The 20,847-nt window shown below is 60.5% G+C and carries 16 protein-coding genes; 6 read left to right on the top strand and 10 right to left on the bottom strand.

Translation table 11 applies throughout. The annotated features are described in order from the left end of the window. Positions 1-32 precede the first annotated feature (32 nt). The gene (locus KHO23_RS10170) at positions 33-875 is read left to right on the top strand and encodes a transposase (RefSeq protein WP_236066782.1); all 843 of its coding nucleotides are present in this window, start codon (positions 33-35) and stop codon (positions 873-875) included. Positions 876-947: 72 nt separating this feature from the next. On the opposite strand, the gene KHO23_RS10165 is transcribed toward KHO23_RS10170, so the two are convergent. From KHO23_RS10165 to KHO23_RS10130, 8 genes are all read right to left on the bottom strand, one after another. Beyond that, positions 948-1,820, bottom strand: a complete 873-nt coding sequence (locus KHO23_RS10165; RefSeq protein WP_211610890.1) for a hypothetical protein — start codon at positions 1,818-1,820, stop codon at positions 948-950. Positions 1,821-1,978: 158 nt separating this feature from the next. Then, a complete protein-coding gene (locus tag KHO23_RS10160; protein WP_211610889.1) occupies positions 1,979-2,188 on the bottom strand; it encodes a hypothetical protein in 210 nt (69 codons plus the stop codon). 31 nt (positions 2,189-2,219) lie between these two features. Next, complete coding sequence (locus KHO23_RS10155; protein WP_236066781.1) at positions 2,220-2,459, bottom strand: hypothetical protein; 240 nt, start codon at positions 2,457-2,459, stop codon at positions 2,220-2,222. Positions 2,460-2,618: 159 nt separating this feature from the next. Next, positions 2,619-3,251 carry a response regulator gene (locus KHO23_RS10150; RefSeq protein ID WP_211610888.1) on the bottom strand — a complete coding sequence of 211 codons (633 nt, stop codon included), beginning with the start codon at positions 3,249-3,251 and terminating at the stop codon, positions 2,619-2,621. Further along, on the bottom strand, positions 3,229-4,878 hold the full coding sequence (locus KHO23_RS10145; protein WP_211610887.1) for a response regulator: 1,650 nt from the start codon (positions 4,876-4,878) through the stop codon (positions 3,229-3,231). Before KHO23_RS10145 ends, KHO23_RS10150 begins: the two co-directional genes overlap by 23 nt. Beyond that, positions 4,875-7,040 carry an ATP-binding protein gene (locus KHO23_RS10140; protein ID WP_211610886.1) on the bottom strand — a complete coding sequence of 722 codons (2,166 nt, stop codon included), beginning with the start codon at positions 7,038-7,040 and terminating at the stop codon, positions 4,875-4,877. The genes KHO23_RS10145 and KHO23_RS10140 overlap by 4 nt, the downstream gene beginning before the upstream one ends. A gap of 199 nt (positions 7,041-7,239) precedes the next feature. Next, complete coding sequence (locus KHO23_RS10135) at positions 7,240-7,581, bottom strand: hypothetical protein (protein ID WP_211610885.1); 342 nt, start codon at positions 7,579-7,581, stop codon at positions 7,240-7,242. A gap of 210 nt (positions 7,582-7,791) precedes the next feature. Further along, positions 7,792-8,643 (bottom strand): hypothetical protein, encoded by an 852-nt coding sequence (locus KHO23_RS10130; protein WP_328821957.1) that lies wholly within the window; start codon positions 8,641-8,643, stop codon positions 7,792-7,794. Between the two features lie 605 nt (positions 8,644-9,248). Between KHO23_RS10130 and KHO23_RS10125 the strand changes: the two genes are divergently transcribed. Together KHO23_RS10125 and KHO23_RS10120 are read left to right on the top strand one after the other, a co-directional pair. After that, positions 9,249-9,629: an outer membrane protein assembly factor BamE gene (locus tag KHO23_RS10125; RefSeq protein ID WP_211610883.1), complete on the top strand. Its 381-nt coding sequence runs from the start codon at positions 9,249-9,251 to the stop codon at positions 9,627-9,629. Between the two features lie 166 nt (positions 9,630-9,795). Then, entirely contained in the window at positions 9,796-10,386 is a 591-nt protein-coding gene (locus KHO23_RS10120; RefSeq protein WP_211610882.1) for a TetR/AcrR family transcriptional regulator, read from the top strand. A 398-nt stretch (positions 10,387-10,784) separates the two neighbouring features. Here KHO23_RS10120 and KHO23_RS10115 read toward each other — a convergent pair whose 3' ends face one another. Then, positions 10,785-11,714, bottom strand: coding sequence for a DUF2145 domain-containing protein (locus KHO23_RS10115; protein WP_236066780.1), 930 nt, complete (start codon positions 11,712-11,714; stop codon positions 10,785-10,787). Beyond that, positions 11,711-12,166: a hypothetical protein gene (locus KHO23_RS10110; protein WP_211610881.1), complete on the bottom strand. Its 456-nt coding sequence runs from the start codon at positions 12,164-12,166 to the stop codon at positions 11,711-11,713. The genes KHO23_RS10115 and KHO23_RS10110 overlap by 4 nt, the downstream gene beginning before the upstream one ends. A 957-nt stretch (positions 12,167-13,123) precedes the next feature. Between KHO23_RS10110 and KHO23_RS10105 the strand changes: the two genes are divergently transcribed. The 3 genes from KHO23_RS10105 to KHO23_RS10095 are packed head-to-tail and all read left to right on the top strand — an operon-like array spanning position 13,124 to position 20,847. Next, positions 13,124-14,383 carry an efflux RND transporter periplasmic adaptor subunit gene (locus KHO23_RS10105; protein ID WP_211610880.1) on the top strand — a complete coding sequence of 420 codons (1,260 nt, stop codon included), beginning with the start codon at positions 13,124-13,126 and terminating at the stop codon, positions 14,381-14,383. A 15-nt stretch (positions 14,384-14,398) separates the two neighbouring features. Next, a complete protein-coding gene (locus KHO23_RS10100; RefSeq protein ID WP_211610879.1) occupies positions 14,399-17,530 on the top strand; it encodes an efflux RND transporter permease subunit in 3,132 nt (1,043 codons plus the stop codon). Beyond that, a complete protein-coding gene (locus tag KHO23_RS10095; RefSeq protein ID WP_211610878.1) occupies positions 17,527-20,847 on the top strand; it encodes an efflux RND transporter permease subunit in 3,321 nt (1,106 codons plus the stop codon). The genes KHO23_RS10100 and KHO23_RS10095 overlap by 4 nt, the downstream gene beginning before the upstream one ends.

Below are 20,847 nucleotides of genomic sequence, written 5' to 3'. Positions count from 1 at the left end.
CACGCGCAATGCAATCGGTAGGGGAGGACAGCGTGCATCTCAACGAAATCAGTGATGAAGAATGGCGGCAACTGGCGCCCGTTCTGTCGGATACCGCCGTCGTTCATGGGCAACGCGGCCGCCCCCGCGCACAGGTTCGCCTCGTGGCCAATGCCGTGCTGTGGATACTCACCACCGGTGAATCGTGGTCCCGGTTGCCGGGCACCTATCCGTCGATACCGACATGCCGGCTCCGCTTCGAAAAATGGCGTTCGAGCGGCGCGCTGGCGACCATGCACAAGCTCCTCTCGGACGCCGGCCGCACGCTTCGTTGCGGCCCGGACGGACGGCCGGAAATCCGCCATGCCACGCCACGCGTCATAGACCGTCAACCCAAGGACGAAGGCCTTCGCCAGGTGTTCTGGAAAGACCAGGCGTCGTGGCAAACACCGCGTGACACACAGCCGCCACATCATACGGTGGATAGATTCGCCCAGATTGCACGGCAGCTCCCGAATATTTCGCGCACCCTGCCTGAGCGCATTTCGCCCCACGCCCCGATCGAACGCCCCCAGTCCATTCTCCGGACCGCTTCGCCCTGGATGGGTCTTGCTTCGAAAGGAAAGTGCGAATTCGACCCGCGCGGCTATGTCATCTACCTTGCCGCCGATCCGGTGGCCAGCGCCCGGTTCCGCGGATGGGCCGAGATCGTGCGGGACGCGCGGCGGGTCGCCCGTTCCGGGCTGATCGGCCCAAGCTTCAGGAACATCGAGGCGGCACAACAGTACGCGTTCGAATGGGCGCGGCGTTGGATCGACGAGGCAAGCGGTGATAACAGCGAGCACGTCGACGAAGTCGGGAGCGATGTCTGGCAGCGAAAAGTCCGGTCCGGGTGAACGGTCCATCAAGGGCGCCCCCGTACGGCTGATAGTGGAACCGGAGCCAACACAAAGATGTCCGGAACGCCGTCAGAGCATCCAGTATTCGTCTGGAATTCTGCGGTCCGCCTCGGAGAGATAGGGGTTATCCAGTTGAAACGTCTTCCGCAATGCGGGCTTTGTGCGGACCAGTGCATCCTGAATGTAGGGATGCGAGTTGAACAATCTCATGTAAGCACCCTCGCGATACGCCTGCACGAGACCTTGCTCGATCGTATCCGCCAGCGCTTCATGGCCCGTTGCGATATAGAAAATAAAATCCGATCGATACTTCAGCATCAGCCGTTTCTCGACCACCAGATCAGGCTCACGGTGCTGGCGTGCCTCCAGTTCGGCGAACGCTTCAATCACGCCTCTCGGAAAATAGTCCACCCGCCCGTTCTGGGTCATCTCGAACATCGTCTCGTATGTCGACGTCTGAACATTCAGACCCGCTTGCGTGAGGATATCGGTATCGATCCATCCTAACCCCTGGCCGCACGTGAACGCCTTCAAATCCGACAAGCGCTCAATTCTGTCGAAATCCTTTTGCCGATCTTTTCTTATGACGAATACCCGATAGCCGATCAATCCGCGATGGATAGGAATCCGCACGACATTAAGGCCGCGTTCAGCCTTTGCCTCCATGCTGGTCCAGTGCAGATTGATGGTATTGCTGCCGTTCGCCAGTTCGGCCAGCGCACGGCCACGCTCCATGACAATCTCGGCCTGCCGCGCCGTATAGGAAGTATTCGCCGTTTTCATCGCCAGATCGAGGACGGCGAGCGCAAACGCGGCATGCACGTCGCCGCCAGGACGAATGCGCGGATAGACGATATCGAAGGGCGCGGCCCGCGCCGCACGCGAGCCAAGCGCTACGCCTGCGGCACCCAGTGCGGCCAGAACAAAGCGCCTGCGATGCATGGGAGGATAGTCTCTCGACACGGGATGATATGCGCCCGGACTGGCGCATTTCCGCACAGGCTTCAACCTGAACGGTCTTTCATCGTGCCATGCGTGACACATACTGGCAAACCGTGCTTTCCCGCTACCGCAGCAGGCGCTTTACTGTGTCTGACGTGTCAATGAACCATGCCAAAGATTGCGTTAACACCCTCCGCGGGTGTCAATCCCACATTGAAATAGCCTTCCAGCCTCAATGCGGTCGCGTGGTCAAGGATGAAAGGCGGCCGGATGAAGCCGATCGCAAACGCATGGTCGTACCAATCGCTCATCCACGCGCGCAATTCCGTCTCGTGCCCCGACAGCTCCCCCGAGTGTTCTGTGCTCATCCGTGATCTCCTTTGTCCGGCCCCCGTCATGTCACGCCACGAGCCGCTCGAAGCCCATTCTGCCCTGGTTGTCCCCGGGCGGAAATACGTGCCAGGTACCATCGCCGTGCCGGTAGAAGAACAGCACGATCGGACCATCGGGCCGTCTGATTTCAATGCAGACCCGGCAGGTCAGACCGTCCTGCGAACCGTGCAGCGCGAGCAAACGGGCCGGCATTGCGCCCGCGGTTGCCTGCAATTTTTCGCGCAAGCCGCGCAGTGAGCTTTTCATCGCAACCACGTCTACCTCTCGCACTACTCGTTCCCATCTGACAATCGTGGGGCAACGGGAATAATTTTTCCGTCAGCAGCGATGGATTGTGCATTCAGGAAACACTGGTTCAAGGCTCAGGATTTCCCTAAATTTCCTTGATGTTTGCTAAATGCACGGTTACTCCGTGATCAACCCGTGCCGGATTGCATATCGGATCAATTCAGCGTTGTTGTTGAGGCCAAGCTTTTGCATCAGGCGCATCTTATGGGTGCTGATCGTCTTGGCACTGAGCGAACACGATTCGGCAATCTCATTGATGGCGTTGCCGGCAGCCAGCATTTGCAACACCTGGAATTCACGGTCGGACAGAACCTCGTGCGGCGGCGCATCGCTGGAATGGGTCTCGAAGACCATGGCATCGACCAGCTTCGGATCGATAAAGCGCCCTCCTCCAGCCAGCTTGCGGATTGCTGAGAGGAGAACGTCGGGATCGCTGTCTTTCGTCACATAGCCCGTTGCCCCGGCGCGCAGCGCTCGCGAAACGACCTGCGCCTCGTTGTGGATACTCAGCACGAGGATGGGCAAAGTGGGCTGCTCGGCACGTACGCGCCGGATCAGATCCACGCCGCTGATTCCCGGCATTGTCATGTCCAGCAGCACAAGATCGAATCGCTTCGTACGCAGCCGCTCGAGTACCTCTGAACCCTGCGCGGCCTCGGCGGCGACGACAATGTCCGTTGTCGTTGCGATAATCTGTTTCAAGCCGCCACGCACCACTGCGTGGTCGTCAGCAATCAGGACGTTGATCATTTTTTTCCCCGCCTGCAAGCGGAATGTGAATGGAAATGGCCGTACCCATGCCTTGTGCACTGTCGATCGTCATCGCTCCGCCGATCAGGCGGGCACGCTCCTGCATGCCGAGGAGACCGTACGAATAACCGGTACTCGCGATGGCTGGATCAAAGCCGCAGCCGTCGTCGCTCACGTGGAGGTCGAGCGTCGCCGCGGTGCTGGTCAGCGTGACGTCGACCCGCGCCGCATTGGCATGGCGCCCAACGTTGGTCAGCGAGGCCTGAACAATGCGAAACACAGCGGTCGCGCAAGCCTCCGGCAACACCGGCTCGCCCCCGTTGATGTGCAACTGGCAAGGAACGCCGTTGCGGCGGACGAAGTCTTCAACCAGCCACTCCAGCGCCGAGACGACCCCGAAGTTCAGCGCCACCGGCCGCAGATGATTCGCGACATTGCGGACCATCCAGATCGTTTTCTCGACCAGTTCACGCATGTCGTCGGCCTTGCGCATCGCGTCGGGATCATGGCCGAGACGCATTTTCAGCAGCGAAACGTCCATCTTCAAAGCCGTCAACAGTTGGCCCAGTTCATCGTGAATTTCCATCGCGATGCGCTTGCGCTCTTCCTCGCGAATCGCCTCCATGTAAGCGGACAATTCACGCAACTGATTGCGCGATTCGAACAACTCCTGCTCGATACGCTTGCGCGACGTGATGTCGTTCAGGCCAACGTAGATCGCCGGCGTTTCGCCGAAGGTCGCCACGCGCGCGGTTGCCATGGCCCAGAACGCCGAGCCGTCCACGCGCCGCAGGTGGACTTCACTGTTATTGAAGCTGCCCTCCCTGCGCAGATGCGACACGAGGCGGTCACGATCATCGGCATCCACGTAGAAATCAACGATGTTGGTCAGCATGCCCGAGCGCGAATTGAGACCGAACAGTTCACGCAGCGGTTCATTCGCGTACAGAATGACGCCTTCGGGCATTGACGTAATGCACAGCGGAATGGGGCTGGTTTCGACGATAGTGCGAAAGCGCGCCTCGCTCGCCTGCAATTTCGCTTCGGCCCTGCGGCGCTCGTCGACCTGAGCGGATAGCCTCGCGTTCGACTCGGCCAGTTGCCGGGTGCGCTGATCGACCTGCTGCTCGAGTACATCGCGCGCGCGCGACAATTCGGCCTCGGCCTGCTGACGTACCGCCACTTCATTCAGAAGCTGGCGGTTCTGCGCGATCAACTGCCGGTGCATGACCCGCAGGGCGAGATGGGTCTCGATCCGGGCCATCATTTCGTTGACGCGGACTGGCTTCGCCACGTAATCGACGCCGCCGGCCGAAAATCCCTCGACCATGTCGTCGCCGCCCGTCAACGACGTCATGAAAATCACCGCGATATCACGCGTGCGCTCATTCGCCTTGAGCCGGCGGCAGGTCTCGAAGCCGTCGATACCCGGCATCTTCACGTCGAGCAGGATCAGGTCGGGTTGCGAAAACAGCGCGCGTTCGAGTGCCTCTTCGCCATCGAGTGCGACGAGTACCCGAAAACCGCGCTCTGTCAGGCTATCGACAACCACGCCAAAATTCGCCGGCGTGTCGTCCGCAATGAGGATCGTCGGCCGCTCGGCGGCATTTGCGTTGGGATCGCTCATGGCTTGGACTCGACATTCAAGTGTCGTTCGACGAACTGAAGTACGGCCTTCGACTGATAGTCCCGGGCGAGCGCGCACAGCTGCGCCGTGAATGACTGATAACGCGGATCCCGCGCCGCCATGGTCTCGGCCCAGACAATGATTTCTTGCATGTCACCGAGACGCGCAAGGTGATGCAGTTCTTCCATCTGTTGCTGAGGCACCGCCGCAAGACTTATCTCAGACGTAGTGAGGCGCGTGGACGCTGGCGGCGACGCATGAATCCACGTCAATCCGAGCAAAGTGGCGATCTGGGTCAGCAGTGATTCGAGGTCGACCGGTTTGGAGAGGAATGCGTTCACACCGGCGTCTATGCTCATCGCCCTGTTGGTTCCGGAAGGACTGGCCGACATGGCAATGATCGGGACGTGCGCGAACGCCTGCAATTGGCGCAGCTTGCGGGTCAGCTCGAGTCCGTTCATTTCGGGCATCACGATGTCCGTGAGAATGAGTGCCGGGTGTTCGCGCTGCGCCTTCTCGAACCCCTCGAGACCGTTTTCCGCTTCGACAGTGTCAAAGCCAAGACGACTCAGAAGATCCACCACAATCGCGCGATTGACCGCGACGTCATCGACAACCAGCACCTTCCTGCGCGGCCCCTCATAGCCCATCACCGTATCCGGAGCCGGTGCGGCGGCGGCTGTCGTGCGCGACGTGGGCAACACGCTCGCCGCCGGCAGTTCGAACCGGAAAGTACTGCCCTGCCCGGTATGGCTTTCGACCTCGATCTTGCCGCCCATCGCACTCACGAATTCCCGGCTGATGGCGAGACCCAGGCCGGCCCCGCCCGCACGCCGGTCGGCCGCGCCAAGCTGCTCGAATGGTTCGAAGATCGCATTGAGCTGGTTGGGACCGATGCCGATCCCGGTATCACGCACTTCGAAGCGGACACGGTTCGACTCAGAACTCGAAATATGCAGGCTGACGCAACCAGAATCGGTAAACTTCACGGCGTTTGCAAGCAGGTTGAGCACCACCTGCCGCAACCGTCGCTCATCGGCGCGCACGCCGGCAGGCGCATCCCCAGCGATTTCGCAGATGAAGCCGAGACGCTTTTGCTCCGCCTTCACGCCAATGATTTCCCGAATGACATCGACAAAGCCCGCCAAGGGCACGTCGCAGATTTCGACACGCAGCTTGCCCGCTTCGATTCTCGCGAAATCGAGCGTGTCTTCGATCAACGTCAGGAGGTGTTCGCCGCTATTGCGGATCGCCTCAACGCGTTCGCGTTGCCGCTGGCTCAGCATGACATCGCGCGCCAGGATCTGCGCATAGCCGAGAATGCCGTTCAGCGGTGTCCGTAGTTCATGACTCATATTCGCGAGGAATTCACCTTTGGCCCGGTTGGCCGCTTCGGCCAGATTGCGCGCTTCCCGTTCAGCAGCCGCATCCTGTTCGTCGCGATACGCGCAGTACAGGCGTTCGCCCATGGCATTGAATGCGGCCGCCATACGGTCGAGCTCATCCGGCTCGCTTTGTTTGCGCCTCTGCAAACGGAATGGCTGGGGCGTTTCACGGAAATCGTAGTTTTCCACCGTGCGTGCAATGGCCGCAACGTGCCGCATCACCAGACGGGACAGGATGTAGACGATGAACAGCGAGATGAGGAAGGTATTGGCGGCCTGTGTAACCAGGATCATCGCGGCGGTTCGCATCAGATCATGGTAAAGATCGAGAAGTGTCGCTTCGACGTAGAGTTCGCCGATCTCCCGCTCTTTGCCCTGGACTTTGTAGACCAGCGGAAACGCGCGGGCGACGACCGGGCCGGCCGAGCGCTGACCGGCGCTCAGGTAGGCAGATTGCCCGTTGGTCCCCGGCTCGCGAATTTCCACGGCCCGGATGTCGGCGAGACGCAGAATGCCGTTCAACTCCAGTTGCAACTGGGCATGGTCGAGGCGCCAGAGCGCTTCGGCGAGGCTGTCGCGATTGCTGCGATCAATGTCCGCAAGGCGAGTTTCGATCTGCTCCACCCCGCGGTAGTAGTCGCGGTAAAGCTGCAGTCCGGTCAACAACACCGTGACCACGCAACTGACGAGCAATACGGTAACGAGCAGCCGCAATACAAGGCTACTCCGGAAGCCGTTGATCGAACTCCACCATGCATCGAACAGGTTGTGCTTCATACATCCCCGCGAGTGCTACGGTTTTCGTTTCGTCTATTCTGCACTCGTTGCCGCAGCGGGATACTGACACGTCCGCCGCCGTATCGGCGGGGTGGCGATTTGCCGTTTGCCTGCCCGTTCCCCTGGTCGTTCGGGTTTTTCCTGGGCCCGGCCGGCGCTCACGTTGCGTGAAACGTACCCCGACTCTTCTAAAGAACGCTTACATCACGTATGCAGCCCGCGCCACCGGCGGCGCATCGTCTACCACCTTGCGCAAATAGATCCGCGGATACAGCACAATCTCGTCGATGCATGAAGCCAGCTCGCAGAGGATTGGCCAGATGCGCCCGCTGAGCGCGCCGGGATCCGTCCTGCCCAGTTCGCGCAATCCGTCCGCCAACCGTTTCACGGACGCGTGCCCCTTATCCGGCAACGGCCAGCAGTGCAGCAGATAGCCGAGCGGTATGACGCTTCTGCTTTCACACCACGTCTCGAACAGACGCTGACACGCGGTGTTCAGGCGTTCAAACGCGTGTTCGTGGTTCTCTGGATGACGGCTCATGACAGGCCCAAGGGTAAAGACGGCGATAAAACCATCCTAGGGAGGTCGGCAGCGCTACGCAGTCAGGAAGCGCGGAAAAATGCACTTCCGGTCTGCTGAATATGCCGTCAGGAAATCCTGAATGCCGGCGCCGGGTAGTCGCCCCGTTTAGCCGGTTCAGACAGGCCAACCGTCACCACGGCTTGCGCGACCGGCTGGGCGCGCACGGCACTAGCTCATCCAGTACTTGTCCGGGATCCGGCGATCCCCCTCGGAAAGGTATGGATTGTCGAGCACGAACATCTTGCGATTCGCGAGGTCGGCCCGGGTCAGTGCGTCTTGAATGTAGGGATGGACGTTGAACAGCCGCATATACGATCCGTCGAGATACGCCTTGACGAGCCCTCGATCGATGGTCTGAGCCAGGCTTTCGTGCCCTGCGGAGACGTAGAAAATGAAGTCCGACCGGTATTTCAGCAGCAAGCGCTTCTCAACGACCAGATTCCGCTCCCGATCTCGCGGCTCGTCCAGTTCCGCGAACGCTTCAACCACACCGCGCGGAAAATAGTCGAGCCGGCCACCCTGAACCATATCGAACACCGTTTCATAGGGAACCGTCTCGATGGTCAGATCGGCTGCTCTCATGATGTCTGTGTCGATCCAGCCGAGCCCCTGCCCCCCTGTCAATGCCTTCAGATCGGACAGGCTCTGCACCTTGTCGAAATCGGCTTGACGATCTTTTCGTATGACAAAAACCCGATACCCGATCAGCCCGCGATTGATCGGAATCCGTACTACGTTCAAGCCTCGTTCCGCCTCCGCGCCCATGCTCGTCCAAAGCAGATTGATGGCACGGCCTGAGCCAGCCAGTTCCGCCAGCGCACGGCCACGCTCCATCAGGACGTCAGCCTGCCGCGCCACATACTCGGCTCCCGCGGCTTTCATTGCGAGGTCGAGTACCGCCAGCGGGAAGGCCGCTCGCGCCCGATCTTCGGGCCGGTAATGGGGATAAACGATTTCGAATCGGTCTGCCGGAGCTGCATGCGCGCGAAGCGTCACACCTGCCGCACTCAGTGCTGCCAATACAAAACGCCTGCGATGCATAGATAGTGTCGACACATGAGCGACGTACCCGTACTGCCGCGAATCGCTCAGAATCACGCCGGGTCAAAAAACCATCGTGTCACGATTCGTGTAAGCATACAAATCCGTTTCACTTGCAAAGCACGACACAAAGCGGCACCGAAGATTCGAGCCGAAGCAACTCGATTTATTCAGATTCCAAAGCATCCAGAGGTGCTTCCTGCTCGAACATAACCTCTGCTCGAAGACTATCCAGATCCCGCCCGAGCGTTGCTACCGCGAGCCGGTCGACAATTTCACGCGATCCGATTCAATTTCGGCGTACGAAAAGCGTGCAGCTTCATCAGGTAGCGCCGCACGCAATGCGGATGCCATCAAGACTCGGACGTTCGCGTATCCAGAAAACGGTTCCGTGGCTATAAGCCACAAATAAAACCGTCCAGGCGGTTTGTTATGATAGCATCAATTCTGCATTCTTGAATATGACTGGCTGCTCCGTGATGCAACCAGGCACGCGTCGACTGTGGCGACTCATCGACCGCCGCACTCCCAAGCCCTTTGGTGTACATCAAGCTAACCCAAATTCTTAACGAAGGACGTATGGTATGAAAGGCTTGCGACCCACGATGATTCTGTCGGCCGTTTATGTGTGCTTTCTGGTCGGCTGCGTCTCGACAGAGGAGGTGATTAAACCCGAGGATATATCCGACTTCAACCCCGGGGTGACCACGCAGCAGCAGGTGCTTGCCAGACTGGGCACGCCATCGTCGACGTCCAGATTGCCAGATGGATCGAACTTTCTTGTCTATGCGTTCTCGGAATCAAAGTCGCTCACGGCAACGTGGTTGCCGGCCGTCGCTCCGCTTGTCGGTGAGACTAACGTCCGTAGCTCCGCTATCAGCTTCCAGTTCGGACCGGACGGCATACTGAATAGCTCGAACACAGTTTCCTCGCGGCTCGGTCCGGTGATACATCGGCAGCCGTAAGCACATTAGTGCGGGAAGGTGGTTTAGCCCGAAGGTGAAAGTCGGTGAACTCTTGATAGAATGGCAGGTCTCGCAAGGGCGAGATTTATTGATCTCGCGGTTTTTTTGCACGGATGTTAGCCGGACTACGGTTCGTGCGGATGGCCCTCACATTTCATAGGAAGACATGGACAATCCTACCCGTTCGGAGCGATCCCGAAACACCGCTATCAAGGCGGCATTCGTAATCCTGACGAGGGATGGTCCAGGCGGACTTACCTTCGACGCGCTGTCTCGCGAAAGCGGGATCAGTAAAGGCGGGCTACTACATCAATTCCGTACGAAGGGCGATATCCTCAAGGCGCTACTTGCCTACCAGCAAGATCATTACAGGTCGTTCGCCGATAATTTCCTGGCCACTAAGGGCGATTCTCTTCGTGAACCAACGCTTTCGTGTCAGATTGCGGTAACCCGGGAATCAATTAATCAACCACACTCCGTGGCGAGGGCGATTCTAGCCACCCTTGTGGAAGATCCAACTTTGCTCAGTGAAATTCGCGATGAAGACGCTGCGCAGACACGGAAGATACGGAGCGAGGCCGAGGATCCAGACATGGCGCTCTTACGTCTGATCGCAGCACGAGGTTTGGCTTACACCACACTCCTGGGGCTTTCTCCAGTTTCAGACAGACAACGAGAGCGGCTATTTAAGTTGTTACTCGACGAAGATCGATGGACATCTGACCGTCCTTCCGAGTCTGAAAAGACTGCGGCGTAGACATTCCCGCCAAGACTTGACACTCGCGTGACGAATTGACGACGTGCGCTACGGGTGGCGGCGAATCCGCTGCGGTGCCCTCCCCGTATATCGCACGCCGCGCGCACGTCATCGGCACGCACGCACGCACGCACGCACGCACGCACGCACGCACGCAAATTACCACGGCTGTGTTTTCACATGACGTGCCGAGGCTTACGAAAGAGTTTCCGCCTGTGGATTATGTTGAGGTGAGCAAAGCCCCCGCTCACTGAACCGTGACGGATCCGCCCTAACTCGAGATATCGATTCGAGAGGCCTCTCCCACATTGACATTCCCGGCGACGCGAACGTCGCGGTCATATGTCAGCCTGACAGATCAGAAATCACTAGCGTACTCAGCGTGCGGGCATGCGCTGCTAATCCAGCGACACAACGCGATCTTCTTCGGCGGGCTCACACCCATCAGCGATTGGAGTCCATCCTCGGTGCACGACGATTCGCTTATCGGCATAGCAGATCTCAATTCGCTCACTATCAGGTTGCCGGTCTCGAACGAACGTCTCGACTGTTGATGGAAGACTGACTTTCAGCTGCATTGCAAAGATGTCTTCCTGCGGATGATCGTCGAGATGAACGTGTGGCACGAACGTAGCCGCGAACATCAGCAAATGCGAATCAACATCGACCGGCTGGGGGGTGTATTTGGCCTCCCGCAGCCAATTCTGTGCTCGCTCGCGCAGCTCTCTGCCTCCATCAATATTGCCCCATGACAATGCAAGCAGTTCTGCAACCCACTGATTGCAATTCTGATAACGAACGCTGAATGGATAGGCATTGGCACTGTAGGTCGCCGCCAGAAGCTGTAGTGCGCGTGATGTATCGAGCGCGGTATTCCGTAGCGCATCACCTGCACCTACGGGCAGCTGCACGATCGAGATATAGCCATGCGATACATCATCAATACCCATCACGAATCCAGCGAGGCCCTGGTCATAGAGACGGGGGCGTCCCTCGTCACAATCGTAGTAGAGCTGACGGACCATCCATGTGCCGGATTCTTTGCGCAAGGCAACGGCAGCGTGAGAATAGCGAATACCAAAACGCGACAGATTAAGGCCCGAACGGCTAATCAGCACTGCTCCGCTGTCCGTCGCCGCAACTTCCTGACGAACGACTGCCGCAAACCGCAACAATTTATCCTGCTGCGCTGCCGTGAATGGCTGCGAGCGGCCGCAAAAATTCGATGCCGTCGACAAGGCGGGCTGGGCCGCCACTGCCATCGACACATGAGCCGGACCAACGATCGCAATCGCGAGTACCGAGATCAACAAGCGGCGCAGGTTCACATACTTCTCACGGCATGCGGTGCAAGCTCATCGTGCCAGTCGTCGGCCAGCACAAGATAAAACGCTTCGCGCGTATCTGCGCGCGCGAATTCGTAACCGTACGGCCGATGCTGCGTATGCACGAGATCGCCTCGACCAAGGCCTTGCTGTGCAAACACCTTCGCCGGCAGATCGAGCGCAATGCGTTGCTGCGTGTGATCGGACACCATCGTCACCGTGAGGTGATCGGTACGCCCTGTCGCTTCGGCAACGTCGACGATACGATAGTCACCTTCCGCAGTCTTGTCATCTTTCGAGCTGTTGCTCGATCCGTGCAACGAATCCGAAACACTGCCACTCGATGCCGAACCCGCGCTTGAGGCAGACGAGGTAAAACTCTCTGCATGGACATGACATGCAATCCCCGCGGCTACGGCGAAACTGGTAAGACGAAGGCCGAAATAAAAACGCATCAGGAACTCCTTTTCCAACAATAATTGATGAACAACCGTCGGGACATATTGAGCCCGGGACCGCAGTTCGAATTCGAACGCGAGGTAATACAGTGCACAAAGCCCACCACTGGACCAAGCTCAGCATCGTGCACACAGTAGTTCGAGGTAAGCTCCGCCAACGCCAAGGGTAGGAAGCGAGGTTGATCCGAAACCCCATCGCGCACGGGTACCTCTCGCCGAGAGTATAAAACCGTCCAGACGGCTTTTATAGTAAATTTTGTAATTGTTTGATACGCATGCTGTCATTGCCCGCGCATACTGGCGTAAAGGCCGTCAGCTTCGTCGGCTCGACGTAGAGCCTCCCGTCGGCGCAATGGCCCGGGGCCACCTCCTTTGCGACGCGCAACGCGTTGAGCCGATGCTACTGTCGTCGTGACATGGTCCCCTCCTACCCGCGCACCCATCTTCCTACCCATCTTGTGAAAGTGCATGTCCTGGCGGCCCACCGTCATCGCGCCCGGCCCGCTGACGGCGTAAATCTCAGTTCGCTAGTGCGCTGACGATCGATGGTCTAAGTGGATCAAGGTGCCCCTCATCCTCATACCGGCAGCTACGACGGCGTCAAAGTAGCGAATAATTTCACCAGGCTTTCAGCGTGTATTGCCGCTCGCCGACAAAGCCACCGGGCGCGCCCAAAGGAAGCCCCCACGTTCAACCGTCCGTTGGCGCAAGCTGCGGGCCGAAAGACACCCGACATGTTTACGCCGGTAACTCAAGCCTTGCGCGCACCTGGTACATTGATGCCATGCCCGCTTCCACCAAGGCAAGTCCGCCTTGCTTTCGATTAGCTAACACTATGCCAGAAGGGCATTGATCTGTGACAACGCACGAGAACCATGGCATGTTCTCGAAAACCCAGCAGAAAATGACGCCCCGCCCGATCATCAACGGCAGCATCTGTTTGCGGAGATACCTATGAGCGAAGCCGTGTCCAAGCAACCCAAGCGCTCCCGACGCGGGCTCATTCTGTTTGCGGTTGTTGTGCTGGCGCTAGTCGCGCTTGTCGTTGTTCACCTGTTGACCCAGAAGAAACCCTCGCGCGACGTCGCACCCATCGTCGTCACTGTGGCGAGCGCTACACTCGGCTCGATGCCGGTCACGTTGAGCGAACTCGGCACGGTCACCCCGACTGCCACCGTGACCGTGCTGCCGCAGCTAAGCGGCTACCTCACGGCCGTTGGGTATCACGAAGGCGAGGAAGTACAGAAAGGCCAGTTCCTCGCCCAGATCGATCCTCGCCAATATCAGATCAGCAAGCAGCAGGCTCAGGCAACACTCGCGAAAGACCGCGCATCACTTGCCCAGGCGCGTGCCGATCTTGCCCGCTTCACGCAGTTGAACGAGCGCAAGTCGATCGCCCAGCAGACCTTCGAGGATCAGAAATTCCTCGTGCAGCAGGACGAGGCCGCAGTCCAGTCCGATCTCGCCAACATCGCCCAGTTCGACCTCGACCTGGCTTATTGCCGCATCACCGCGCCGGTCTCCGGCAAAGTCGGCCTGCGTCTGGTCGACCCGGGTAACTACGTGACGGCGTCATCGTCGACGGGGATCGTCGTCATCACCACCGTCAAGCCGACTACCGTGCAATTCACGGTGCCACAGGACGCGCTGGCCTCCATCGTGCAGCGCGTGAATGGCGGCGCTACGTTGCCGGTCACCGCCTATACCAGCGACAACGCGCGCGAGGTTGCCACAGGAGCGCTCTACGCAGTCAGCAACCAGATGGCCACGGCGACCGGCACCGTTACCTTACGCGCCACGTTCGCCAACGAAAACGAAGCGCTGTTCCCCAACGAGTTCGTCAATGTCAAGTTGCTGGTCGATACGATGCAGAATGCCGTGCTGGTGCCGACCCCCGCCGTGCAAACCGGCGCGCCGGGCGACTTCGTCTATCTGGTCAACGCGAACAACACCGTCTCGGTACACAAGGTCAAGCTCGGCCCGAGCGACGGTAAGAACACGGTCATCCTGTCTGGCCTCTCTCAAGGCAACCAGGTGGTCACGGACGGCACAGACCGCCTGAACGACGGCGCCAAAATCCAGGCGGCCAAGCCGAAGCCCGCGGGGGCCAATCCATCGGCCAGCGGCACCGCCGCGGAGCCTGCCACCTCCGCACCCGCTGCTGCGTCCGCGGCAGAGCCGTCGTCGGCGGCGGCCCATGCGGCTTCGTCGTAGCAGGCTCGCGCGCCGATGAATATTTCCCGCCTGTTTATTCTTCGACCGGTAGCCACGCTGCTGCTGATGATCGCCCTCGTGCTGGTGGGCCTCGTCGCCATGCGCGTGCTGCCGGTTTCATCGCTGCCCAGCGTCGACTATCCGACCATCCAGGTGCAGACGTTCTATCCGGGCGCGAGCCCGGACGTGATGGCCACCACGGTCACGGCGCCGCTCGAAGTGCAGTTGGGCGAGATTCCCGGCTTGCAACAGATGACGTCGTATAGCTCGGACGGCGCGTCGGTCATCACGCTGCAGTTCGATCTGTCGCTGAACCTCGACATCGCCGAGCAGAACGTCCAGCAGGCCATCAACGCTTCCAACAGCTACCTGCCCTCCGGCCTGCCCGCGCCGCCGACGTATGCCAAGGTCAATCCGGCCGACCAGCCGATCCTGACACTCGCGGTCACCTCGAAGTCGATGTCGCTGACCCAGCTTGAAGACATCGCCAACAACCGTCTCGGCACCAAGATTTCCGAAGTGTCGGGCGTGGGTGTGGTCACGACGAGCGGCGGCAATGTGCCGGCCATCCGCGTCGAGGCGGACCCGCACAAGCTGGCCGCCTACGGCCTGAACATCGACGATCTGCGCACGCTGCTCAGCTATGTCAACGTCAGCCAGCCGAAGGGCAATTTCGACGGCCCGGACCTCGACTACACGATCAACGGCAACGATCAGATCACCGATCCGAAGGACTATCTGGACACGGTGATCGCCTACAAGGACGGCGCCCCGGTGTTCATGCGCGACGTGGCGCGAGTCAGTCAGGCCGCCCAGGACGTGGAGCGCGGCGCCTGGTACAACGGCTCACCGGCCATTGTGCTCAACGTGCAGCGGCAACCGGGCGCGAACGTGATCGCGACCGTCAACCAGATCACGAAGCAACTGCCGCAGCTCGAATCCACGCTGCCGGCCGGCATGAACGTGACCGTGGTGTCGGACAGCACGGGCGTGATCCGCTCGTCGGTCTCCGACGCGGCGCTCGAACTGATTCTCGCCATCGTGCTGGTGGTGGCGGTGATCTTCGTGTTCCTGCGCAACGTGCCCGCCACGCTGATTCCGAGCATATCGGTGCCGGTGTCGCTGATCGGCACGCTGGCGGTGATGTACCAGCTGAACTACTCGATCGACAACCTCTCGCTGATGGCGCTCATCATCGCCACCGGCTTCGTGGTCGACGACTCGATCGTGATGATCGAGAACATCGTGCGGTATCTGGAGGAAGGCAAGACCCCGCTCGAAGCCGCGCTGGAAGGCGCGGGGCAGATCGGCTTCACGATTCTGTCACTGACCATCTCGCTGATTGCCGTGCTGATTCCGCTGCTCTTCATGGGCGGGGTGATCGGGCGTCTGTTCAGCGAATTCGCGGTGACGCTTGCCGTCACCATCGTGATCTCCGCGATCGTGTCGCTGACCGTGGTGCCGATGCTCTGTGCGCGCATGTTGCGCGCGCAGGCCGAACGTCATCCGAGTCGCTTTGAGCGGATCAGCGAGGGCCTGTTCAACAAAACGCTCGCCGCCTATGAACGCGGCCTGCGCTGGGTGCTGGATCACCAGGTGCTGACGCTCGTGGTGGCCGTCGGCACGGTCGTGCTGACCGGCATCCTGTACGTGGTGATTCCGAAGGGCCTCTTTCCGGTGCAGGACGTCGGTGTGATCGAGGGGATCAGCGTGGCCGACAACTCGGTGTCGTACGCCGCGATGGTGAATCGCCAGGGCGCGCTCGCCGATGCGATCCTGAAGGACCCGGATGTCACTTCGCTGACCTCCTACGTGGGTATCGACGGCACTAACTCGACGCTGAACAATGGCCGCTTCCTGATCAATCTTCGCGACCACGACAAGCGTTCCGACACGGCGCAAGAGATTGCCCGGCGTCTGCAACAGGAAGTCGCCCATGTGCCGGGCGTCAGGCTTTACATGCAGCCTGAGCAGGATCTGACGCTCGACACGACGGTCTCACCGAACCAGTACAGCTTCGTGCTGCGCGGACCGAGCCAGCAGGCATTCCAGAAGTACGTGCCGGAACTGATCGCGCGGATGAAGCAGATCCCGTCGCTCGCCGACGTGCAAAGCGACATGAATACCGACGGCCTCAGCGTGAACGTCGAAGTCAACCGGCAACTGGCGGCACGCTTCGGCATTACGCCCGCGACGATCGACAACGCGCTGTACGACGCGCTCGGCCAGCGCATCGTCTCGACTATCTTCGAACAGTCGAACCAGTACCGCGTGATTCTCGTCGCCAAACCGGAAGCGTTGCCGAACGTGCAGTCGATCGGCAACCTGTATCTGCCGAGTCAGACCAGCAGCACGGGCCAGGTGCCGCTGTCGGGCATCGCGAAGATCCAGATCACGAAGTCGCCGCTCGTGATCAGCCATCTGGCGCAGTTCCCATCGGTCACCATCTCGTTCAACCTCGCGAAAGATGCGTCGTTGAGCACGGCCGTCACGGCTATCCATCAGGCAGAACAATCGGTGAATCTGCCGCCGTCGATCACCTCGTCGCTGCAGGGCGCGGCCCAGGCATTCGAGGATTCGCTGTCGAGCGAAGTCTATCTGCTGATCGCGGCGCTGGTGGCGGTGTATATCGTGCTCGGCGTGCTCTATGAGAGTTTCATCCATCCGGTGACGATTCTGTCCACGCTGCCCTCGGCGGGTATCGGCGCACTGCTCGCGCTAATGATCGCCGGCAGCGACCTGGATGTGATCGGCATTATCGGTATCGTGCTGCTCATCGGTATCGTCAAGAAGAACGCCATCATGATGGTGGACTTCGCGCTGGACGCCGAACGCAATCACGGCAAGGCGCCGCGCGAGGCGATCTTCGAGGCGTCGCTGCTGCGTTTCCGCCCGATCCTGATGACCACGCTCGCCGCCATGCTCGGCGCGCTGCCGATGCTGCTCGGCACCGGCACGGGTTCGGAATTGCGCCGGCCGCTCGGGCTCGCGATCATCGGCGGTCTGACGCTGAGCCAGATGCTGACGCTCTTCACCACGCCGGTGATCTATCTGTTCTTCGACAGAATGGCCGAGCGGACGAGACGCTGGCGCAACCGCAATAAACCGGAGAATTCGCCGGGAGGCGGGGCGGAGGACGCGCCTTGAACATCTCGGCGTTATTCATCCGGCGGCCCGTCGCGACCACGCTTCTGGCCATTGCAATCCTGATCTCCGGGGCGCTCGCCTACTTCAGGCTGCCGGTCGCGCCGTTGCCGAACATTGCCTTTCCGGTCATCGTGGTGCAGGCGAACATGGCGGGCGCGAGCCCGGACATCATGGGGACCACGGTGGCCGAGCCGCTCGAACGGCGGCTCGCCACCATTGCCGACGTTGAAGAACTGACTTCGATCAGCTCCGTCGGCTCGTCGTTGATCGTGGTCGAGTTCGGCTTGAAGCGCGACATCAACGGCGCCGCGCGCGACGTCGAAGCGGCCATCCAGGCAGCGCGCGCCGATTTGCCGACTACGCTGCGCAGCAATCCGAGCTATCGCCAGTACAACCCGGCAGATGCGCCGATCATGGTGCTCTCTCTGACGTCGGACACGCTCACCAAAGCGCAGCTCTACGATTCCGCGGATTCGGTGATCCAGCAGCAGCTCTCGCAGGTCAGGGGGGTGGGTCAGATCACGCTCGGCGGCGGCGCGTTGCCCTCGGTACGCGTCGAGTTGCAGCCAGGCAAACTGAGCAGCTACGGCATCGGCCTGGAAGACGTGCGCGCGGCGCTCAGCGCAGCCAACGCCGACAGCGCGAAAGGTCATCTCGACGAGGGCGACCAGCGCTACGTGGTCACCTCCAACGACCAGATTACGCATGCCGCGCCGTACCGCGATCTGGTGGTCGCCTACCGCAACGGCGCGCCGGTCCTGTTGCGCGACGTGGCCCAGGTCAGGGATTCGAACGAAAATATCCGCAATGCCGGCCTCTTCAACGGCAAGTCCGCCATTCTCGTCATCGTGTATCCGATGCCCGGCAGCAATGTCGTGAGCACCGTCGCGCAGATCCGCAAGGTCCTGCCGTCAATCGAGGCGACGCTGCCGAGCAGTGTGCACGTGGGCATCGCGATTGACCGCTCGGAGTCGGTCAGATCGTCGGTGGGCGACACGGAGCGCACCCTGTTCATCGCCGTGCTGCTGGTGGTGGGCGTCGTGTTCATTTTTCTGCAATCGCCGCGCGCCACGCTGATACCGGCCGTCGCGCTGCCGCTGTCGATCGTGGGTAGCTTCGGGCCGATGTACCTGCTCGGTTACAGCATCGACAACCTTTCGCTGATGGCGCTCACCATCGGTACCGGCTTCGTGGTCGACGATGCGGTGGTGGTGCTGGAAAACATCGTGCGTCACATGGAGTTGGGGCTCAGTCCGAAAGAGGCAGCCCTGAAGGGCAGCGGCGAGGTGGGCTTCACGGTGATCTCGATGAGCCTGTCGCTGATTGCGGTGTTCCTCCCCATCATGCTGATGCCGGGCGTGGTCGGCCTGCTGTTCCATGAGTTCGCGGTCACGCTGTCCGTCGCCATCCTGATCTCGCTGGTGATTTCGCTGACGGTCACGCCGGCCATGTGCGCCTATGTGCTGAGCCGCGACAACGCCGGGCATTCGAAAGCCCGTTGGGCGATGTGGGTCGAAAAACAGTTCGACCGCTTCAAGAATGCCTACGCGCGCTCGCTCACGGCCGTCCTGGACCATGCGCTGCTGGTCATCCTGCTGTTGATCGGCCTCCTGGTCGCCAACGTGTTTCTGTTCAAGCTGGTGCCGGCCACCTTCTTTCCCGAGCAGGACACGGGCATTCTGATTGGGCAGATCATCGCCGACCAGAGCATCTCCTTTACCGCGATGCAAAAGAAGCTCACGCAATTGCAGGAGATCGTGCAGAAGGATCCGGCCGTGGCCTCGGTAGCCGGCTTTACCGGCGGCCGCGCGCTCAATACCGCGAACGTGTTCGTCGAACTCAAGCCGCTGGCGGAGCGCCATGCCACGGCCACCGAGGTCGTGAACCGCCTGCGGCCCAAACTCAATGCGGTCTCGGGCGCCCGGCTCTTTATGCAGGCACAGCAGGATCTGCGAATCGGCGGACGGCAATCCGCCGCCGAGTACCAATACACGCTCACCAGCGACGATTCCGCCGCGCTGTTCAAGTGGACACCGCTACTCGTCGCCGCGCTCAGCAAGGAGCACGCGCAGATCCTCGACGTGAACTCGGACTTGCAGCAAAACGGGCTGCAGACCTACATCAAAATCAATCGCTCGACGGCGGCGCGCTACGGTTTTGCGCCCAACCAGGTCGACAACGTGCTGTATGACGCGTTCGGCCAGCGGACGGTGTCGACCATCTACAACCCGCTCAATCAGTATTTCGTGGTGATGGAGGTCGCGCCGGATTACTGGCAGTACCCGCAAACGCTCAACCAGATCTACCTGAGCACGGCGTCGGGCAACGCCACCGGCACGGCGGGCACACAGATGCCGGGCGCCACGGTGTCGGGCGTGAAGGCGGCGACCGAAAGTACGGCCACTTCGTCGGGCACGAACGCACTCAACTCGAACGCGCAAGCCAACGCGACCAACAACAGCATCGCCAATAGCAAGGGCGGCAGTTCGACCGGCAGTGCGGACAGCACGTCGGCTGAAACCATGGTGCCGCTGGCGGCGCTGGCTTCGTACTCGAACAGCCATACGTCGACGCAGGTGAACCACCAGAGCGGCCTCGTAGCCGCGACGATTTCGTTCAACCTGCCGGCGGGCGGTTCGTTGAGCAAGGCGGCCGTGTCGATCGACAACACGATCCGCGAGATCGGCATGCCGGCCAGCATCCACGGATCGTTTGCCGGCGCGGCGGCGGCCTACTCGCAGTCCATGGGGACGGTGCCGCTGCTGATCCTGGCGGCGCTCGGCGTGGTGTATATCGTGCTCGGCGTCTTGTACGAAAGCTCGATCCACCCGCTGACCATCCTGTCGACGCTGCCGTCCGCGGGCATCGGCGCGACGCTGGCATTGCTGATTTTCGGCACACCGTTCTCGGTGATCGCGCTGATCGGCATCATCTTGCTGATCGGCATCGTCAAGAAGAACGGGATCATGATGGTCGACGTCGCGATCCAGTTGCAACGCAGCGAAGGCATGCCGGCGAAGGAGGCGATTCACTCGGCTGCCGTGGTCCGTCTGCGGCCGATCATGATGACCACCTTCGCGGCCGTGCTCGGCGCGGTGCCGCTCGCCATCGGCATTGGCCAGGGCGCGTCGCTGCGCCAACCGCTCGGTATCACGGTGATGGGTGGACTGATCCTGAGTCAGGTCTTTACCTTGTACACGACGCCGGTGATCTACCTCTACCTCGACCGCTTGCGTTTCAGGCTGGTCGGATGGTCCGCCAACCTGCCATGGAATCGCGACGCGCAGCGACCCGGACAACCGGATACGAGGGCATGA

It is taken from the genome of Paraburkholderia haematera, assembly GCF_905220975.1.
In the GTDB taxonomy this organism is placed as follows: domain Bacteria; phylum Pseudomonadota; class Gammaproteobacteria; order Burkholderiales; family Burkholderiaceae; genus Paraburkholderia; species Paraburkholderia haematera.
Note: the sequence above shows the minus strand (reverse complement) of the source record. Positions and strands in the feature narration are given on the sequence as shown.